The organism is Tardiphaga sp. GW821-FHT12E02 (genome assembly GCF_058807155.1).
The window spans coordinates 4504065-4519997 of sequence record NZ_JBXAQK010000001.1 but is presented as its reverse complement, the minus strand read 5'-3'; the positions used below and the strand labels follow the sequence as shown (position 1 = coordinate 4519997).

Sequence of the window (15933 nt, the reverse complement as noted above, 5' to 3'; positions counted from 1 at the left end):
TTGCGTGCGTCGATGGCGGCACCGATAGGCGAGAGATTTGACAGCGAGATTACAGTTTGATGGAGGATGCAAAAAACCCGCAGAAACCGGCGATTCTTGCAGCGGAAAGTTGTCGCATGAAACGCACAACTCGGATGTGGCGGGATTTTTGCGGGCTCAACTTCCGGCAGGCATCTGCCGCTTAATGGAGCACGCCGACAATGGCGCCCATGAGACAGGTCGTCAGCGTTCCCGATAAAATCGACTTCAGGCCGAGCGCATTGATCTCGTCGCGACGCTCGGGCGCCATGGTGCCAAGGCCGCCGATCATGATGCCGAGGCTGGCAAAATTGGCGAAGCCGCAGAGTGCGTAGAGCATGATGAGCCTCGAACGTTGATCGAGTGCGTCGGGGCCAAGTTTTGCGAGCTGCACATAGGCGATCAGCTCGTTGAGGATCGTCTTGACGCCCATCAGCGATCCCGCGGTGAGCGCCTGATCCCAGGGCAGGCCCATCAGCCAGCAGATCGGCGCCATCACATAGCCGACAATGCGCTGGCCGGTGAGCGGCGCGCCGCCCACGGTCGGAAACAGCATGAGGATCGCGTTCATCAGATACATCAGCGCCACGAAGACCAGCAACAACGCAACGATATTGACGAGCAACTCGATGCCGGCCGTCGTGCCCTTGACGATGGCATCCATCGTGCTGTTGGCAGGCGAGTCAGGATTGGCGAGCAAGCCACCGGTGCGGCGATCCTCGGTCTCGGGCACCATGATCAGGCTGACGAGGATGGCGGCGGGCGCTGCCAGTACCGACGCGATGACGAAATGCGCGGAGGCATCCGGCAGCAGCGGCGCCATGAAGGTGGCATAAAGCACCAGCACCGTGCCCGCGATCCCCGCCATGCCGCCGGTCATCACGAGGAAAAGCTCACTGCGTGTGAGCTGCGCGATATAGGGGCGGATGAACAGCGGCGCTTCCACCATGCCGAGAAAGATGTTCGCGGCGGTTGAAAGCCCGACCGCGCCGCCGATGCCCAGCGTACGCTCCAGCACCCACGCCATCCCGCGCACGATCGGCGGCAGGATGCGCCAGTAGAACAGCAGCGTGGTCAGCACGCTGATGACCAGCACCACGGGCAGCGCCTGCAACGCCAGCACGAAATCGGCACCTGGTTCTTTGAGGTCGAACGGCAGCGCGCCGCCGCCAAGATAGCCGAACACGAAAGACGTGCCAGCGCGTGAGGCGGCGGCAATGGTCGAAACGGCATCATTGATGGTGCCGAATGCGCGGGTAACGATGGGAAGCTTCAGGAGAATAACCGCCGTGGCGATCGTGATAACGAGCCCGATCGCAGCCTTGCGCAACGACACCTTGCTGCGATTTTCACCGCATAGCCAGGCAAGGCCAAGCAATGCGATAATGCCAAAGGCCGACTGAAGCTGAAGCATGCATCCCCCAGAACCGCAGCAATGATGCCGCGGCAGGAGAGGTCATGCAACGTTGGTGCCTGATACGCAAAGCGCCGCCTCGGAATCGTTAATCGGCTCAGCAACCAATTTGATACCGAGAGCCGTCAGCACGCGGCGGACGGTGTCGAATTCAGGTTTGGATTGCCCATTGAGCGACTTGTAGAGGCTCTCACGCGAGACGCCGGCTGCCTTTGCAACTTCAGCCATGCCTTTGGCGCGTGCTGCCGTTCCGATCGCGAGTGAGATGAAAACAGGATCATCAGTCTCAAAAGCGTCTGTGAGATAGACAGCAATCATCTCCGGAGTCTTGAGATATTCAGCCGCGTCGAATTTGGAAACTTCCACCATAGCCTGTCCTTCACAATGAGGCGGCGATCTGCTTCGCGCGTCGAATGTCTTTCGCCTGGGAAGACTTGTCGCCGCCGCACAGAAGCAGCACGACGGTCTTGCCGGTTCGTGTGAAATAGACGCGGTATCCCGGCCCGAAATTGATCTTCAATTCACTGACGCCATCGCCGACGGCTTTGACATTGCCGGGATTGCCGACCTGCAAACGATCGACACGCGCCGTAATCAATGCCTGCGCGCGCAGGTCGGTGAGGGAGGTCACCCATTTCTGATATTCGCTGGTCTTCAAGACCTCGAACATGTAGTATCCTATAGGATACGGGCGAAATGGTCAAGTTTTTGGAGGCGAACGAGCGGCCCGCCTCCCACTGTTAAATATCAGCCCCGTCCGACAAACGGCATCTTCGTCGCCATCACAGTCATCGTCAGCACATTCGCATCCAGCGGCAGGCCGGCCATATAGGCCACGGCATCGCCCACGGCCTTCGAATCCATGCGCGGCTCCTGCTTCGAGGTGCCGTCGGGCTGCAGCACGCCGGGGCCGTTGACCATGCGGTCGGTCATGGGGGTGGCGGCATTGCCGATATCGACCTGGCCGACGGCGATGTCATAGGCGCGGCCGTCGAGATTGCTGGCCTTGGTGAGGCCGGTGATGGCGTGCTTGGTCGATGTGTAGGCGGCCGAGAACGGCCGCGGCGCATGCGCGGAGATCGAGCCGTTATTGATGATGCGGCCGCCGCGCGGGGTCTGGTCCTTCATGATGCGGAAGGCGTGCTGGGTGCACAGGAACGGCGCGGTGAGGTTGGTATCGACCACGGCCTTCCACTGCTCGAGGCCGAGATCCTCGAACGGGATCGCCGGCGCGCCCATGCCGGCATTGTTGAACAGCACGTCGAGCCGGCCGAATTCCTGCACGGTCTTGGCGAACAGCGCCGCGATCGAGGCGGGGTCCTGCATGTCGGCGGTGACGGGCAGGCTCTTGCCACCTTTTTCTGCGCCGAGCTTCTGCGTCTCCTGCAGCAGCTCCAGGCGGCGGCCGGCGAGCACGACGGTGAAGCCGGTGTTCATCAGCGCGAGCGAGGCGGCGCGGCCGACGCCGGTGCCGGCTCCGGTGACGATGGCGATCTTGGCGGTCATTGGTTTCTTCCCTGATTTAGACGCGAGTTTCTAGGAGAGGTCTTTGGTCATGAAGCGCGCCTGATCGCCATAGCTCGCGAGCTTGGCGGTGAGTGCGGGATCATCACTGACGGTAAAGCCCTGCCGCTGCCAAAAATGAACCGAATTGTTGACGGCAACAAGGGTCATGTTCGGCAGGCCCAGTGCGCGTGCGCGGGCGGCGAGGATACCCACAATCGCCGTGCCGGCGCCGCTGCCGCGGGTCGCGGGCAGCAGCGCGAGATCGTGGATGTAGTAGGTCGAGGGCGACGCCACGGGCTCCAGCACCGCATCGAGCGGCGGCGGCGCGCGGTCCTGCCAGGGATGGCTGAGTACATAGCCTTTGAGGCCATCATCGCCGTCCAGCACCTCGCAGCCAGAGGCGTGCAGCGCGAGGCGATTGGCGAAGACGGCACTGCTTTCAGGAAAGGCGGGATGGATGATATCGGCGAGTGCTTTGACCGTGGGGAGATCGCCGCCGGTCATCGGGCGCCAGGTGTAGGATGGGTTGAGCGTAGCGATACCCATCACCACAATCTCCGGAACATGTGGTGATGGGTATCGCTCCGGCGCTACGCGCCTGCGCTCAACCCATCCTACGATCATGCATTTTTATAAGGCGGTCGCGGGATGTTCTGATGCGCCGCGCGCAGCGCTGCCGACCAGCGCGAGCGCAGGTCGTGGAAATAGGGCTCGCCGGCCTCGATGCGGTGATTGAGGTCGGCATCGCAGACATCCGTGCGGACCACCAGCACGTCGATGGGCAGGCCGACGCCGATATTCGAGCGCATGGTCGAATCCATCGAGATCAGACCGGTCTTCAGCGCCTCATAGAGCTCGACATCGTAATGCATCGCGCGGTCGAGCACCGGCTTGCCGTATTTGTGCTCGCCGATCTGCAGGTAAGGCGTATCCACCGTGCATTCGATGAAATTGCCGGCCGGATAGATCATGAACAGCCGCATCTTCTCGCCGGCGATCTGGCCGCCGAACAGGAAGGAGACATTGAAATCGATGTCTTCGGCTTCCAGCGCCTTGCCCTCGGTCGTGGAGACATGCCGGATCGCGCGACCGATCCGCTTGGCCGCCTGGAACATGGTGGGCGCGCTCAACAGCGTCTCGATCTCGCCGGTCTCGGGATTCTCCAGCCCCTCATTGAGGGTCGAGATCACCGACTGGCTGATGGCGAGATTGCCGGCCGAGGCGATCGCCATGATGCGGTCGCCGGGCTGGTTGAAGATGTGCAGCTTGCGGAAGGTGGAGACATTGTCGAGCCCGGCATTGGTGCGCGTGTCCGCGATCATCACCAGACCGTCTTTCACCAGAATTCCGCAGCAGTAAGTCATCGCCAGCCTCTTAACCTGCGAAGGGTCTTACGCGTCGAGCGCGGCACGGGCAACCGTGCTTGCCCGTTATTCAGGCGCTCAACTCTGGAACTGGGACTGCGATTGGCCGCGCTCCGGCACTTTATCCACGCGCACCGCCACGGTCAGCGTCTCCGCGCCGCCACCATAGCGGGTGCCGCGTACCGGCGCAGCCCCGAGATAATCCAGACCGATGGCGATCCGGGCATGGGCATCGGTGATGCAGATGGCATTGGCCGGGTCGAAGCCGACCCAGCCGAGCCCGGGCACATGGGCCTCGGCCCAGGCATGGCCGGCCTCCTGCTGATTCTTGCCGTCTGCCCGCCAGAAATGGCCGGAGACGAAACGGGCCGGAATGCCGCCGATCCGCGCGCAGGCAATGAAAATATGCGCGTAATCCTGGCAGACGCCGCGCTTGCCCGCGAATGCCTCGCTGGCGGTGGTGCCGCTGCTGGTCGGGTCGGTGTCGAAGGTCATATGGGTGTTGATGCCGAGCATCAGTGCATGCAGGTAACCGAGCGGGTCGCTCGATGCCGAGGGCGTCAGCTCGCGCGCAAAACTTTCCATCGCCGGCGTCAGGTCGGTGAGATTCGTGGGCCGCAGGAACATGCTGGGCGGAAAGCGCTCGTCGGTGCCGCGCAGCACGCCGCCGGTATCCTGGGTCTCGATCAGCCCCTCGACACTGACGGTCAGGTCCGACAACGGGCCATGGGTCAGCACGTGGGTGACATTGCCGAACGCATCCTCGTGCTTGTCGAGGCGCGAATCGGTGGAGACGTCGATCTGCCAGTCGGCCACATACTGGCTGTCATGGCTGCCGGGCGTCATCCGCAGAATCTGGATGACGCCGGACGCCGCCGGCTCATAGCGATAGGTGGTCGAATGGGCGATGCGGAGGCGCATGTTTCAAATCAAATACTGTTTGCCGATGATTTCGCCGAGCCGGCTATTGTCGCTCAGGAATTCCTGGATGAACTCATGCAGGCCGCGCTGGAAGATATCGTCCATATTGCTGTGTTCAAGCCTGTTGCGCACACCCCTCGCATGTCTTTGCGCCGCGCCCTGGCGGCCATAGGCGACGCCGATCTGGTCGAGATTGCGCACGAGGTTACCGTAACAGCTCGCCAGCGAGCGCGGCAGCGTGTCGTTGAGGATCAAAAGATCCGCGATCAGCCACGGTTTCAGCGTCTCGCGATACACCCAGTGATAGGCCGTCAGCGCCGATACCGAGCGCAGGATCGAGGTCCACTGATAGTAATCGAGGGGGCCGCCGACATGTTCGTCCTCCGGCAGCAGCAGATGATATTTGACGTCGAGAATACGCGCGGTGTTGTCGGCGCGTTCCAGATGCAGGCCGAGCCGCGAGAACCAGTAGGCGTCGTTGCGCAGCATGGTCCGGTAGGCCGAACCGTCGAAGCGCAGCGAGGTCTCCTGCACGAAGCGCAGGAAGCGCGCGAGCTGTTCGCGTGATTTCGCGCCGTTGCTCCACACCGATTGCAATTCGAGCCAGGCACCGTTGATGGTGTCCCACATCTCGCCGGTGAGCGCGGTGCGCACCGAGCGCGCATTCAGGCGCGCGGCCTCGATGCAGTTGCGGATCGATGACGGATTGTCCGGCGCGAAAGCGATATATTGGACGACGCTCTCTTCATCGGCGACCGTATGGGAATTGTAGAAGCCGGCGCCGATGCCGGCAGTCAGCAGTGCGGAGTCCCATTCATTGGTCTGGCCGATATAGGCGCTCGGCAATGCGGTGACACGCAGCGTTGCCTCGATGGTGCGCGCGAGATATTCCGCGCGTTCGATATAGCGGGCCAGCCAGTAAAGATTTTCAGCGGTGCGCGACAGCATGGGCGATAATGGTCTTTCTCAAATACTCTCAGTCGTCATTGCGAGGAGCGAAGCGACGAAGCAATCCAGTTCTTGGCTTTTTGGATTGCTTCGCTGCGCTCGCAATGACGGCGTTTACTCATCCAAAATCCACGTATCTTTCGTGCCGCCGCCCTGGCTCGAATTCACCACCAGCGACCCCTCCTGCAGCGCCACGCGCGTGAGACCGCCGGGCACGATTCTGCTTTCCTTGGCGCCCGTCAGCACGAATGGTCGCAGATCCACATGACGCGGTGCCAGGCCACTGGCGGTGCAGGTCGGGCAGGTCGAGAGCGCCAGCGTCGGCTGCGCGATAAAGCCTTCCGGATCACGCTTCAGCTTGTCGCGAAATGCCTCGATCGTTGCCTTCGTCGCGGCCGGGCCGATCAGCATGCCGTAGCCGCCGGAGCCGTGCACTTCCTTGACGACGAGATCGCCGAGATTGTCGAGGACATAAGCGAGATCGCCGGCCTCGCGGCAGCGCCAGGTCGGGACGTTCTTCAGGATCGGCTCTTCGCCGAGATAGAATTTCACGATGTCCGGCATGTAGCTGTACATCGCCTTGTCATCGGCGATCCCCGTGCCCACCGCATTGGCCAGCGTGATATTGCCGGCCATGTAGGCCGACATCAGGCCGGGCACGCCAAGCGCGGAATCCGGGCGGAAGGTGAGGGGATCGATGAAGTCGTCGTCGAGCCGACGATACAGCACATCGACGCGCTTCAGCCCCTCGGTGGTGCGCATGAAGACTTCGTCGTTCTTGACGATGAGATCGCGGCCCTCGACCAGTTCGACACCGAGCTTGTCGGCCAAAAACGAATGTTCATAGAAAGCGGAATTGTAGACGCCGGGCGTCAGCAGCGCGACGGTCGGTTCGGTGGAGGCCGAGCGCGGCGCCACCGAGCGCAGGCATGACAACAGCTCGTCGGGATATTTCTCGACCGGTGCCACGCGATGGCGCGCGAACAGGTCCGGAAACAGCCGCATCATGATCTCGCGGTTCTCCAGCATATAGGAGACGCCCGAGGGCGTGCGGGCATTGTCCTCGAGCACATAGAATTCGTCGGGATCGGTGCGGACGATGTCGATGCCGGCAATATGCACATAGACGTCGTGCGGCACGTCCTGGCCATTCATCTCGGGCCGGAACGCCGGGTTCTGAAACACGAGATCGTCAGGCACCACGCCGGCGCGCAGAATGTCGCGGCCGTGATAGAGATCTCTCAGGAACATGTTGATGGCGCGGGTGCGCTGCTTCAGCCCGGTTTCCAGCCGTGTCCATTCCTTGCCGGAAATGATGCGGGGGATGACGTCGAAGGGGATCAGCCGTTCGGTGGACTCAGCCTCGCCATAAACGGCGAAGGTGATGCCGATGCGGCGAAACAGCAGCTCTGCCTCTTCGCGGCGATGGTCGAGTGCATCTGGCGGCGTTTCGGCGAGCCAGCGGGAGAGTTCCTCATAGGCTGGGCGAAGTGCGCCATCATGCCCATTCATTTCGTCGAACGCGACTGCCATATACCCCTGACTGTGTTCGAGACCGTTTCTAAGACTGCACGACTAACCGGGATGGTAGCAAGGGGCGGGCCAGCACAATATGCATTCCGGACGGGCAATTTGGTGGGGATGCCTAAAAGCTGCCCGAAAAAACGGCTGGACGCTGCACGTTTGGGCGGCATAACCGGATGACATCGGCTCCGTGCCTGCGCATGGTGTCCGATCAGGCGAGGAAGTGAGACATGACCGAGATCGTGACGGCGTCCATTCTGGTGATCGGCGACGAAATTCTGTCGGGCCGGACCAAGGACAAGAATATCGGCTATATCGCCGAATACCTCACCAATATCGGCATCGACCTCAAGGAAGTCCGCGTGGTCTCCGATGACGAGGCGGATATCGTGGCCGCGCTCGACGCGCTGCGCAAACGCTACGACTACGTTTTTACCACGGGCGGCATCGGGCCGACCCATGACGACATCACCGCAGATGCGGTCGCCAAGGCGTTTGGCGTCAGCATCGACCATCATCCGGAAGTGGTGGCGCGTTTCCAGGAGCGCTTCGGCGCTGACCTGAATGAAGCACGCTTGCGTATGGCCCGCATCCCCGATGGCGCCGACCTGATCCAGAGCGCGACCATCCTGGCGCCCGGCTTCAAGATCGAGAATGTCATCGTGATGGCCGGCGTGCCCTCGATCATGCAGGCGATGATGGACATCGTGGCGCCGAAGCTGAAATCCGGCGTGCGCATGTTGTCGGACACCGTGAAGGCCAATGCCCGTGAGGGCGATGTCGGCGGCCCCTTGCGCGAAATCGCCGCGGCGCATCCCGACACGATCATCGGCAGCTATCCGTTCATGGACGAGGCGGGCAAGCCGAACACCAATCTCGTGGTGCGCTCGCGCGACCAGGCCAAGCTCGATGCCGCCATGGCGGCCGTGCAGGAGATGCTGGCGGGGCTTGCCGCCGCGAAGTGATTTTTTAGGAGTGTTGTTATGGCAGACCATCCGGAGCTGAGCGCGCAAGAGCGCGCCGGCAAGGCGTTTCCGGTGTCGTGGGATCAGTTTCATCGCGACTGCCGCGCACTGACCTGGCGGCTCAACAGCGCCGGTCCGTTCGATGCGATCGTCGCGATCACCCGTGGCGGTCTGGTGCCGGCCGCGATCGTCGCGCGTGAACTCGGCGTGCGCGTGATCGATACGGTGTGCATCGCGAGCTACGCGCATAACAAGCAGGGCGAGCTGCAGGTGCTGAAAGGTGTCTCCGATGCCACCGTGAAGCTCGGCAAGGGGACCGGCAAGGGATTGCTGATCGTCGATGATCTCGTCGACACCGGCAAGACCGCCCGCATGGTCCGCGAGATGTTGCCCGACGCGCATTTTGCCACGGTCTATGCGAAGCCGATGGGGCGCCCGCTGGTGGATACGTTCATCACGGAAGTGTCGCAGGATACGTGGATCTTCTTCCCGTGGGATCTTGGTTTGTCGTTTCAGCCGCCGATGCGGGACGGGGCAGCGTAGCTCTGACTGTCATCGCCCGCGAAAGCGGGCGATCCAGTAAACGGAGGTCGGAGTGTACTGGATCGCCCGGTCAAGCCGGGCGATGACAAGGAGAGTGAGCGAGACGCGCGACATGCCCCTTCAGAACCGCGTCACTCCCTTCGGCGACATTGTCGCCACATCCGAGCGCGGCCTGTTCACCGGCAATCGCGGCATCATCCATGATCCCGACACCAAGACCCTGCTGAACCGCCGCTGGTCCAATCCGGCCTGGATCACCTGCGTCTGCGACTTCCGCGGCCGTCGCCGCGATGTGATGGCGACGCGGAGTTGGACCGAACTGTTCTTCCTGGACGAAGCCACATCCTTCGCCGCCGGCCATCGTCCGTGTTTCTACTGCCGACGTGATGACGCCAATCGGTTTCGTGCGGCTTGGGAGGAGGGCAATGAGGTGAACGGCGTGAAGGCGACGGAGATCGATCGCGTGCTGCATGCCGAGCGGCTGGATGGGCGCGTGAAACGATTGCATGCGCTGGATGGACCTCTCGACTCATTGCCGGATGGCGCGATGGTGGAGGTAGGTGGCGAGAGCTACCTGATTGCGCAAGGACGTGTACTGCGGTGGTCGTTCGCGGGTTACGCGGCGATTAATGATGCCCTTCGCGATGCCCAACTGTTGACACCGCCGTCAACGCTGCGCGCCTTTGGCGCAGGCTATCGCCCGGTATTCCACTCTAGCGCGTTCCCACACACTCCACCCTCATCCTGAGGAGCGGCCGCCTTCGGCCGCGTCTCGAAGGATGGCGACGGAGCGCGAGCAACTCATGGTTCGAGACGGCGCGCGTCGCGCGCCTCCTCACCATGAGGGACTGAGTGTTTTGCACCCGTCGAGCCCGGCCAAGATGTGGAGGGAGTCGAGCCTTACGCCAGCTTCTCCCTCGCCAGCTTCGCGCCCGCACCCAGCGCCCGCAGTTTCGCCTCGGAAATATCCCGCTGCATCGGCGCCATGCCGCAATTGGTGGTCGGCACGATACGCTCCTTCGGCACGTGCTTCATGACAGCCTCGATGGTGGCGACCACGTCCTCCGGCGTCTCGACGTCATCGCTGGCGACATCGATGACGCCGGCCTGCACCACCTTGTTCTTCAGCAGTCCCAGCAGTTCCAGCGGCACCCGCGAATTGCGACATTCGATGGCCACCTGCTGGATCGGCGAGGCATCAATGGCCGGGAAAATCTCTTCATATTGCCGCCACTCGCCGCCCAGCGTTTCCTTCCAGTCGGTATTGGCCTTGATGCCGTAACCGTAGCAGATGTGCACGGCGGTGGCGCAAGTCAGCCCCTGCGCCGCGCGCTCCAGCGCCTTCACGCCCCAGTCGGCCGCGTCCTTCATGAACACGTTGAAGGCGGGCTCGTCGAACTGGATCATGTCCACGCCATCAGCCTGCAGCGCCAGCGCTTCCTGATTGAGGAGTTCGGCAAAGGCAAACGCCATCTCGACGCGGTCGCTGTAATGGCTGTTCGACAGCGTATCGATGATGGTCATCGGGCCGGGCAGGGTGAACTTGAATTTGCGGGTCGTATGCGCGCGCGTTGCCTGCGCTTCGAAATCATGCACGCGGCCGCTGAGCTTCAGCGGTGCGATCACCTGCGGCACCATCGCCTTGTAGCGATCGTTGCGGATGCCCATCTCGACCTTGTTCTTGAAGTCGATGCCCTCGACTTTTTCGAGGAAGCCGTGGACGAAGTGCTGCCGCGCCAGTTCGCCGTCGGTGACGATGTCGATACCGGCATCTTCCTGCACCTTCACTGCCAGCAGCGTGGCGTCGCGCTTGGCGCGCTGCAGTTCGGCGCCCTGGGCGCGCCAGGTCGGCCACAGCTTGTTCGGCTCGGCGAGCCATTCGGGCTTCGGCAGCGAGCCGGCGATGGTGGTTGGAAACAGCATTGTTCGCTCCCCGGAATTGTTCGTTATGGCGGCCTATCTGCCATGTTCCGCGTCCCGCGTATATGGGATTGCGCATCCTTGGGCGAGGGCTAGGATCGCGTAAAACACTGCGAGGAAACCGATGATCGACCTGCATTATGCGCCGACGCCGAATGGCTGGAAGATCACCATCATGCTGGAGGAATGCGGCCTGCCTTACACGGTGGTGCCGATGCAACTCGGCCGCGGCGATCAGCACCAGCCTGATTTTCTCAAACTCTCGCCCAATGGCCGGATGCCTGCCATCGTCGATCATGCGCCGGCCGATGGTGGCGCTGACATCACCATGTTCGAGAGCGGCGCGATCCTGATCTATCTCGCCGAAAAATCCGGCCGCTTCATGCCGGCGGACCAGCGTGGCCGTTTCAATGTGATGCAATGGGTGATGTGGCAGATGGGCGGGCTCGGCCCGATGCTCGGCCAGAACGGGCATTTCCTGCTCTACGCGCCGGAGAAGATCCCTTATGCGATCGATCGTTACACCCGCGAGGCGAAGCGGCTCTATGGCGTGCTCGATGCGCATCTCGGCGAGGGACGCGATTACATCGCCGGCGATTATTCCATCGCCGACATGGCCTGCTTCCCCTGGATCATGACCCACAAGGCGCAAGGCCTGACGCTGGATGAGTTTCCCAACGTGAAGCGCTGGTACGCGCTCATTCGCGCCCGGCCGCAGGTGCAGGCCGGGCTTGCGGTGGGCAAGGCCGAGCGCAAGCCGATGGACGAGCAGGCGCGGAAGATCATGTTCGGTGTCGATGCGCCCGCGCATGCGCAACAACAGCAGTAAAACGCTCTTGTCGTCACCCGGCTTGACCGGGTGACCCCGTAAACACCCCTGCTTCGGCGTGTACTGGATCACCCGCTTTCGCGGGTGATGACAAAGCAGAGGGCGGACACGTCAAGCACCAACAAGAATATGAGGAAACACCCATGATCGAATTCTTCTTCGACTGTTCCAGCCCCTGGACCTATCTCGCCTTCCACAACATCCAGCCGCTGGCCAGGGAAGTTAACGTCGACATCGCCTGGCGCCCCATCCTTGTCGGCGGCATCTTCAACACCGTCAATCCGTCCGTCTATGCCTCGCGCGAGACGCCGGTGCCGGCGAAGGCGCGCTACATGAAGAAGGATCTCGCCGACTGGGCGCGCTCCTCTGGCCTCGCCATCAAGATGCCGCCCACGGTGTTTCCCGTGAACAGCGTCAAGGCCATGCGCGGCTGCATCTGGTTGCAGCACGAGCAGCCGGAGACCATGGTGCCGTTCGCGCGCACGGTGTTCGAAATCTACTGGGGCGAAGACAAGGACATCTCCAAGGACGAGGTGCTGACCGAAGTCTGCCAACGCGTCGGCCTCGATCCTGCGGCCTTCTTTGCCGGCATCAGCGAGCAGGTCATCAAGGACGAGTTGAAACTCAACACCGATGAAGTCATGGCCCGCGGTGGCTTCGGCTCACCCACCATCTATCTCGACAAGACCGACATGTATTTCGGCAACGACCGCATGCCATTGATCCGCGAGGCGCTGCAGCGCCGGAGTGCTGCGTGATGCCGAAAGCAATCGTCTGCCGCGAACTCGGCCCGCCCGAAACGCTGAGCCTTGAAGAGTTTCCTTCACAGCCGCTGAAGCCTGGGCAGGTGCGTGTCCGCATCCGCGCCGCCGGGATCAATTTTCCGGACATCCTGATGGCCGCGGGCGAATATCAGCTCAAGCCCGAGCTGCCATTTACGCCGGGCATGGAAGCCGCCGGCGATATCAGCGAGATCGCGGATGACGGGGCAGGATTCAGCGTGGGCGATCGCGTCATCGTCAAACTCCGCTTCGGCGGCTATGCCGATGAGGTCGTCGTCACGCCCTCGCAGCTCACGCATCTGCCGTCCACCTTCGATTACGCGGAAGGCGCCACCTTCCTTGCCGCCCACGGCACCGCGCATCATGCGCTGGTGGATCGCGGGCAGCTCAAGCCCGGCGAGGTGTTGCTGGTGCATGGCGCCGGTGGCGGCGTCGGTCTGGCCGCTGTCGAGATCGGCAAGCTGCTGGGCGCCACGGTGATCGCTGCGGCATCGTCACAGGCGAAGCTCGACGTCGCCAAGGCGCGCGGCGCCGATCACGGCATTCTCTATGGTGCCGAGCCGTTCAGGGATGCCGTGAAGCGCATCACCGACGGCCGCGGCGCCGATGTCGTGTTCGATCCCGTCGGTGGCGAAATCTTCGAGCAGAGCCTGCGCTGCATCAATTGGGGCGCGCGCCTGCTGGTGATCGGCTTCACCGGCGGCATCGGCGTGGCGAAGACCAATCTCGTGCTGATCAAGGGCGCCAGCGTGCTCGGCGTGCGTGCCGGAGAAGCGGCGCGGCGCGATCCGACAATCGGCGAGGCGCGCTTGAAGACGCTGTTCGCATGGGCGGAGGCCGGCAAGATCCGCCCCAATGTCTCGCATCGGCTGCCGCTTGCGGATGTCGCGCAGGCGATGCGGTTGCTGACCGAGCGCAAGGCGATCGGACGCGTGGCCCTGATGATCGACTAGACGCCTAGTCGATCGGCCGTCCTTCCCGGGGCAGGCAGCTGCGCACGATCTGTCCGCAGGCGGCATCGCGATGGCTCGCGATGTCCGTTGCGCCGGCATAATGCACTTCGCTGACCTTGCCGCCGGCAAAGCGCATCTGCACGCGGCAATAGCCGACAGGTGTCGCGCCCCCGACGCTGAGGCCGAGCGGCAGCGTCACCGCCACGGGCGCCACGCCGGCCGGCGACGAGGTGTTGCGCTCATACATCCAGATCTCGGTGCGGCCGTCCTTCACGGTGCCGCTGGGCAATCCCGCGCACATGCGGATGGTGGATTGATCGAGACCGATCAGTGAGGTGCGACCCTGCGTGGCCCATTTCGCTTCGCGGTCGGCGCAGCCGGCCAGCGGCAAGGTGAGAAGTAGCAATGTCAGCAGACGCATCGTGTCCCCATAGCGCGTTGCGTGAGCGGGGATCATAGAGGCGATCGGCGCTGCGGTGCAGCAAACTCACTGCAGACGCGTATGCGGTGAGCGTATGGAACTGCTAGCGGGCCGTGAAGCGTCCGTCCTTCAGGAATGCGATGGTCTGGGCAATCGCCGCCTTGTTGCGCATCATGAACGCATGCGAGGCAGGGATCACCATGTGATCCGCCATTCCATCGAGTTTCGTCCGCGCCACCGTCACGCGCCCATCATTCGCGCCGGGCAGCATGAAGCCCGACGCGATCGGATCGAGCGAGCGATTGCCGGCGATGATGCCCACGGGATAGTCAACGGCCGGCAACAAGGCGGCCGTCGCAGCATCGCGTGCCGTCACCAACTGCTGTCCTGCCGGGCCGAAATACAGCCGGTAGAGCAGCCAGTCCTTGAGTTTGTCAGCAATCTCGCTGCCGCCATTCGGCGTGCCCAGCATCACCACGCGGCCGAGCCGTTGCGGGCGATAGCGCGCGATATAGGCGCGCGCCAGCAAACCGCCCATGGAATGGCAGACGAAATGCGTGGCGCCGTCATTGGCGTCGGCAAAGGGCGCGATGGCCGGATGAATGTCATCCACCAGCGCCGACAGCGCCTTCTCGCGGCTGGGATAGCCGATGTTGCGCGTGGCGAAGCCGGCTTTGTCCACCGCCTGCTGCAGCTTGATGAGAGAGCGAAACGAGCGGCTGATGCCGTGCAGGAAAACGACGCCCTCGGATGGACGATCGGAGGAGGGCGAAGTCATTCAGAAGCCTAATGTGTTGCCGTAGCGGCGGATAAGGCGAAGCCGTCATCCGCCGCGGAGTTTCAGCTTTTAACTCCGCCGGCGGATGACGCTGCGCTCATCCGCCCTACTTATAGCCGCGCTCGTCCCACCAGGGGAAGTAATCGGGCATGTCGGTGCTGACCTTGTTCTTGAACTCAGCCGGGCGTTTTTCAAGAAAGGCAACGACGCCTTCCTTCACGTCCTCCGAACGCCCGCGCGCATAAATGCCGCGGCTGTCGATCTTGTGGGCTTCCATCGGATCGTCGGTGGCGGAGAGGCGCCACATCATCTGCCGGATCAGCGCGACCGATACCGGCGCCGTTTTCTCCATGAACGTCTTGGCCAGCGCCCGCGCGGTGGGGATCAGCTCGTCATGCGGCACCACCTTGCTGACCAGGCGGCCGGCGAGGGCTTCCTGCGCCGGGAACACGCGGCCGGAATAACACCATTCCAGCGCCTGCGAGATGCCGACAATGCGTGGCAGGAACCAGCTCGAGGCCGCTTCCGGCACGATGCCGCGCTGGGAGAACACGAAGCCGAAGCGCGCGTTCTCGGAGGCGATGCGGATATCCATCGCCAGCTGCATGGTGGCGCCGATGCCGACGGCGGGGCCATTGATGGCGCCGATCACGGGCTTCAGGCATTTGAACATGCGCAAGGTCACCTGGCCGCCGCCGTCGCGCACCATGTCGTCGCTGTAATCCACCTTGCCGTCGGCATGGCGCTTCACCGGCCCGCGGCGGGCATCGCGATCGAACGTGTCGGCACCCGAGGAGAGATCCGCGCCTGCGCAAAATCCGCGGCCGGCGCCGGTGATGATGATGGCGCGCACATTGTCGTCGGCATCCGCCTTGTCGAAGGCGTCGATCATCTCCGCCTGCATGGTGGCATTATAGGCGTTGAGCTTTTCGGGGCGGTTCAGCGTGATGGTGAGGATCTGGTCCTCGACGCTGTAGAGGATGGTCTCATAGGCCATGTCGGTTTCTCCCGGTTGTTTTTGGTTCTTGATTTTGTCGTCATTCCGGG

At 62.7% G+C, this 15933-nt stretch carries 19 protein-coding genes; 6 read left to right on the top strand and 13 right to left on the bottom strand.

The window, feature by feature from the left end; translation table 11 throughout:
• Positions 1 to 181 precede the first annotated feature (181 nt).
• The 9 genes from AC1RQ5_RS21495 to AC1RQ5_RS21455 all read right to left on the bottom strand — a co-directional run bounded on the left by AC1RQ5_RS21495 (position 182) and on the right by AC1RQ5_RS21455 (position 7704).
• Positions 182 to 1432 (bottom strand): NupC/NupG family nucleoside CNT transporter, encoded by a 1251-nt coding sequence (locus tag AC1RQ5_RS21495; protein ID WP_493201645.1) that lies wholly within the window; start codon positions 1430 to 1432, stop codon positions 182 to 184.
• 42 nt (positions 1433 to 1474) lie between these two features.
• Positions 1475 to 1801 (bottom strand): addiction module antidote protein, encoded by a 327-nt coding sequence (locus tag AC1RQ5_RS21490; protein WP_493201643.1) that lies wholly within the window; start codon positions 1799 to 1801, stop codon positions 1475 to 1477.
• Between the two features lie 10 nt (positions 1802 to 1811).
• Complete coding sequence (locus AC1RQ5_RS21485; RefSeq protein WP_493201641.1) at positions 1812 to 2102, bottom strand: type II toxin-antitoxin system RelE/ParE family toxin; 291 nt, start codon at positions 2100 to 2102, stop codon at positions 1812 to 1814.
• A 77-nt stretch (positions 2103 to 2179) separates the two neighbouring features.
• Positions 2180 to 2938, bottom strand: a complete 759-nt coding sequence (locus AC1RQ5_RS21480; protein WP_398474670.1) for an SDR family oxidoreductase — start codon at positions 2936 to 2938, stop codon at positions 2180 to 2182.
• Between the two features lie 30 nt (positions 2939 to 2968).
• On the bottom strand, positions 2969 to 3484 hold the full coding sequence (locus AC1RQ5_RS21475; protein WP_493201638.1) for a GNAT family N-acetyltransferase: 516 nt from the start codon (positions 3482 to 3484) through the stop codon (positions 2969 to 2971).
• 74 nt (positions 3485 to 3558) lie between these two features.
• Complete coding sequence (locus AC1RQ5_RS21470; protein WP_398474668.1) at positions 3559 to 4302, bottom strand: proteasome-type protease; 744 nt, start codon at positions 4300 to 4302, stop codon at positions 3559 to 3561.
• 78 nt (positions 4303 to 4380) lie between these two features.
• The gene (locus AC1RQ5_RS21465) at positions 4381 to 5223 is read right to left on the bottom strand and encodes a transglutaminase family protein (protein ID WP_398474666.1); all 843 of its coding nucleotides are present in this window, start codon (positions 5221 to 5223) and stop codon (positions 4381 to 4383) included.
• A 3-nt stretch (positions 5224 to 5226) separates the two neighbouring features.
• On the bottom strand, positions 5227 to 6171 hold the full coding sequence (locus AC1RQ5_RS21460) for an alpha-E domain-containing protein (protein WP_398474664.1): 945 nt from the start codon (positions 6169 to 6171) through the stop codon (positions 5227 to 5229).
• Positions 6172 to 6285: 114 nt separating this feature from the next.
• On the bottom strand, positions 6286 to 7704 hold the full coding sequence (locus AC1RQ5_RS21455; protein WP_398474662.1) for a circularly permuted type 2 ATP-grasp protein: 1419 nt from the start codon (positions 7702 to 7704) through the stop codon (positions 6286 to 6288).
• A 221-nt stretch (positions 7705 to 7925) separates the two neighbouring features.
• Here AC1RQ5_RS21455 and AC1RQ5_RS21450 point away from each other — a divergent pair, with 221 nt between their 5' ends.
• The 3 genes from AC1RQ5_RS21450 to AC1RQ5_RS21440 all read left to right on the top strand — a co-directional run bounded on the left by AC1RQ5_RS21450 (position 7926) and on the right by AC1RQ5_RS21440 (position 9951).
• A complete protein-coding gene (locus AC1RQ5_RS21450; RefSeq protein ID WP_398474660.1) occupies positions 7926 to 8660 on the top strand; it encodes a competence/damage-inducible protein A in 735 nt (244 codons plus the stop codon).
• Positions 8661 to 8678: 18 nt separating this feature from the next.
• Positions 8679 to 9203, top strand: a complete 525-nt coding sequence (gene gpt, locus AC1RQ5_RS21445; RefSeq protein WP_493201635.1) for a xanthine phosphoribosyltransferase — start codon at positions 8679 to 8681, stop codon at positions 9201 to 9203.
• A gap of 112 nt (positions 9204 to 9315) precedes the next feature.
• Positions 9316 to 9951, top strand: coding sequence for a hypothetical protein (locus AC1RQ5_RS21440; RefSeq protein ID WP_493203505.1), 636 nt, complete (start codon positions 9316 to 9318; stop codon positions 9949 to 9951).
• A gap of 152 nt (positions 9952 to 10103) precedes the next feature.
• Here AC1RQ5_RS21440 and AC1RQ5_RS21435 read toward each other — a convergent pair whose 3' ends face one another.
• A complete protein-coding gene (locus tag AC1RQ5_RS21435) occupies positions 10104 to 11126 on the bottom strand; it encodes a methionine synthase (RefSeq protein ID WP_398474653.1) in 1023 nt (340 codons plus the stop codon).
• A 121-nt stretch (positions 11127 to 11247) separates the two neighbouring features.
• Here AC1RQ5_RS21435 and AC1RQ5_RS21430 point away from each other — a divergent pair, with 121 nt between their 5' ends.
• From AC1RQ5_RS21430 to AC1RQ5_RS21420, 3 genes are all read left to right on the top strand, one after another.
• On the top strand, positions 11248 to 11952 hold the full coding sequence (locus tag AC1RQ5_RS21430) for a glutathione S-transferase N-terminal domain-containing protein (protein ID WP_493201634.1): 705 nt from the start codon (positions 11248 to 11250) through the stop codon (positions 11950 to 11952).
• Positions 11953 to 12095: 143 nt separating this feature from the next.
• Complete coding sequence (locus AC1RQ5_RS21425; RefSeq protein ID WP_493201633.1) at positions 12096 to 12710, top strand: 2-hydroxychromene-2-carboxylate isomerase; 615 nt, start codon at positions 12096 to 12098, stop codon at positions 12708 to 12710.
• Positions 12710 to 13687 (top strand): NADPH:quinone oxidoreductase family protein, encoded by a 978-nt coding sequence (locus AC1RQ5_RS21420; protein ID WP_493201631.1) that lies wholly within the window; start codon positions 12710 to 12712, stop codon positions 13685 to 13687. Before AC1RQ5_RS21425 ends, AC1RQ5_RS21420 begins: the two co-directional genes overlap by 1 nt.
• A gap of 4 nt (positions 13688 to 13691) precedes the next feature.
• On the opposite strand, the gene AC1RQ5_RS21415 is transcribed toward AC1RQ5_RS21420, so the two are convergent.
• From AC1RQ5_RS21415 to AC1RQ5_RS21405, 3 genes are all read right to left on the bottom strand, one after another.
• Positions 13692 to 14108, bottom strand: coding sequence for a hypothetical protein (locus AC1RQ5_RS21415; protein WP_493201629.1), 417 nt, complete (start codon positions 14106 to 14108; stop codon positions 13692 to 13694).
• A 103-nt stretch (positions 14109 to 14211) separates the two neighbouring features.
• Positions 14212 to 14886 carry an alpha/beta fold hydrolase gene (locus AC1RQ5_RS21410; RefSeq protein WP_493201627.1) on the bottom strand — a complete coding sequence of 225 codons (675 nt, stop codon included), beginning with the start codon at positions 14884 to 14886 and terminating at the stop codon, positions 14212 to 14214.
• A 106-nt stretch (positions 14887 to 14992) separates the two neighbouring features.
• Positions 14993 to 15883: a crotonase/enoyl-CoA hydratase family protein gene (locus tag AC1RQ5_RS21405; RefSeq protein ID WP_493201625.1), complete on the bottom strand. Its 891-nt coding sequence runs from the start codon at positions 15881 to 15883 to the stop codon at positions 14993 to 14995.
• Positions 15884 to 15933 lie beyond the last annotated feature (50 nt).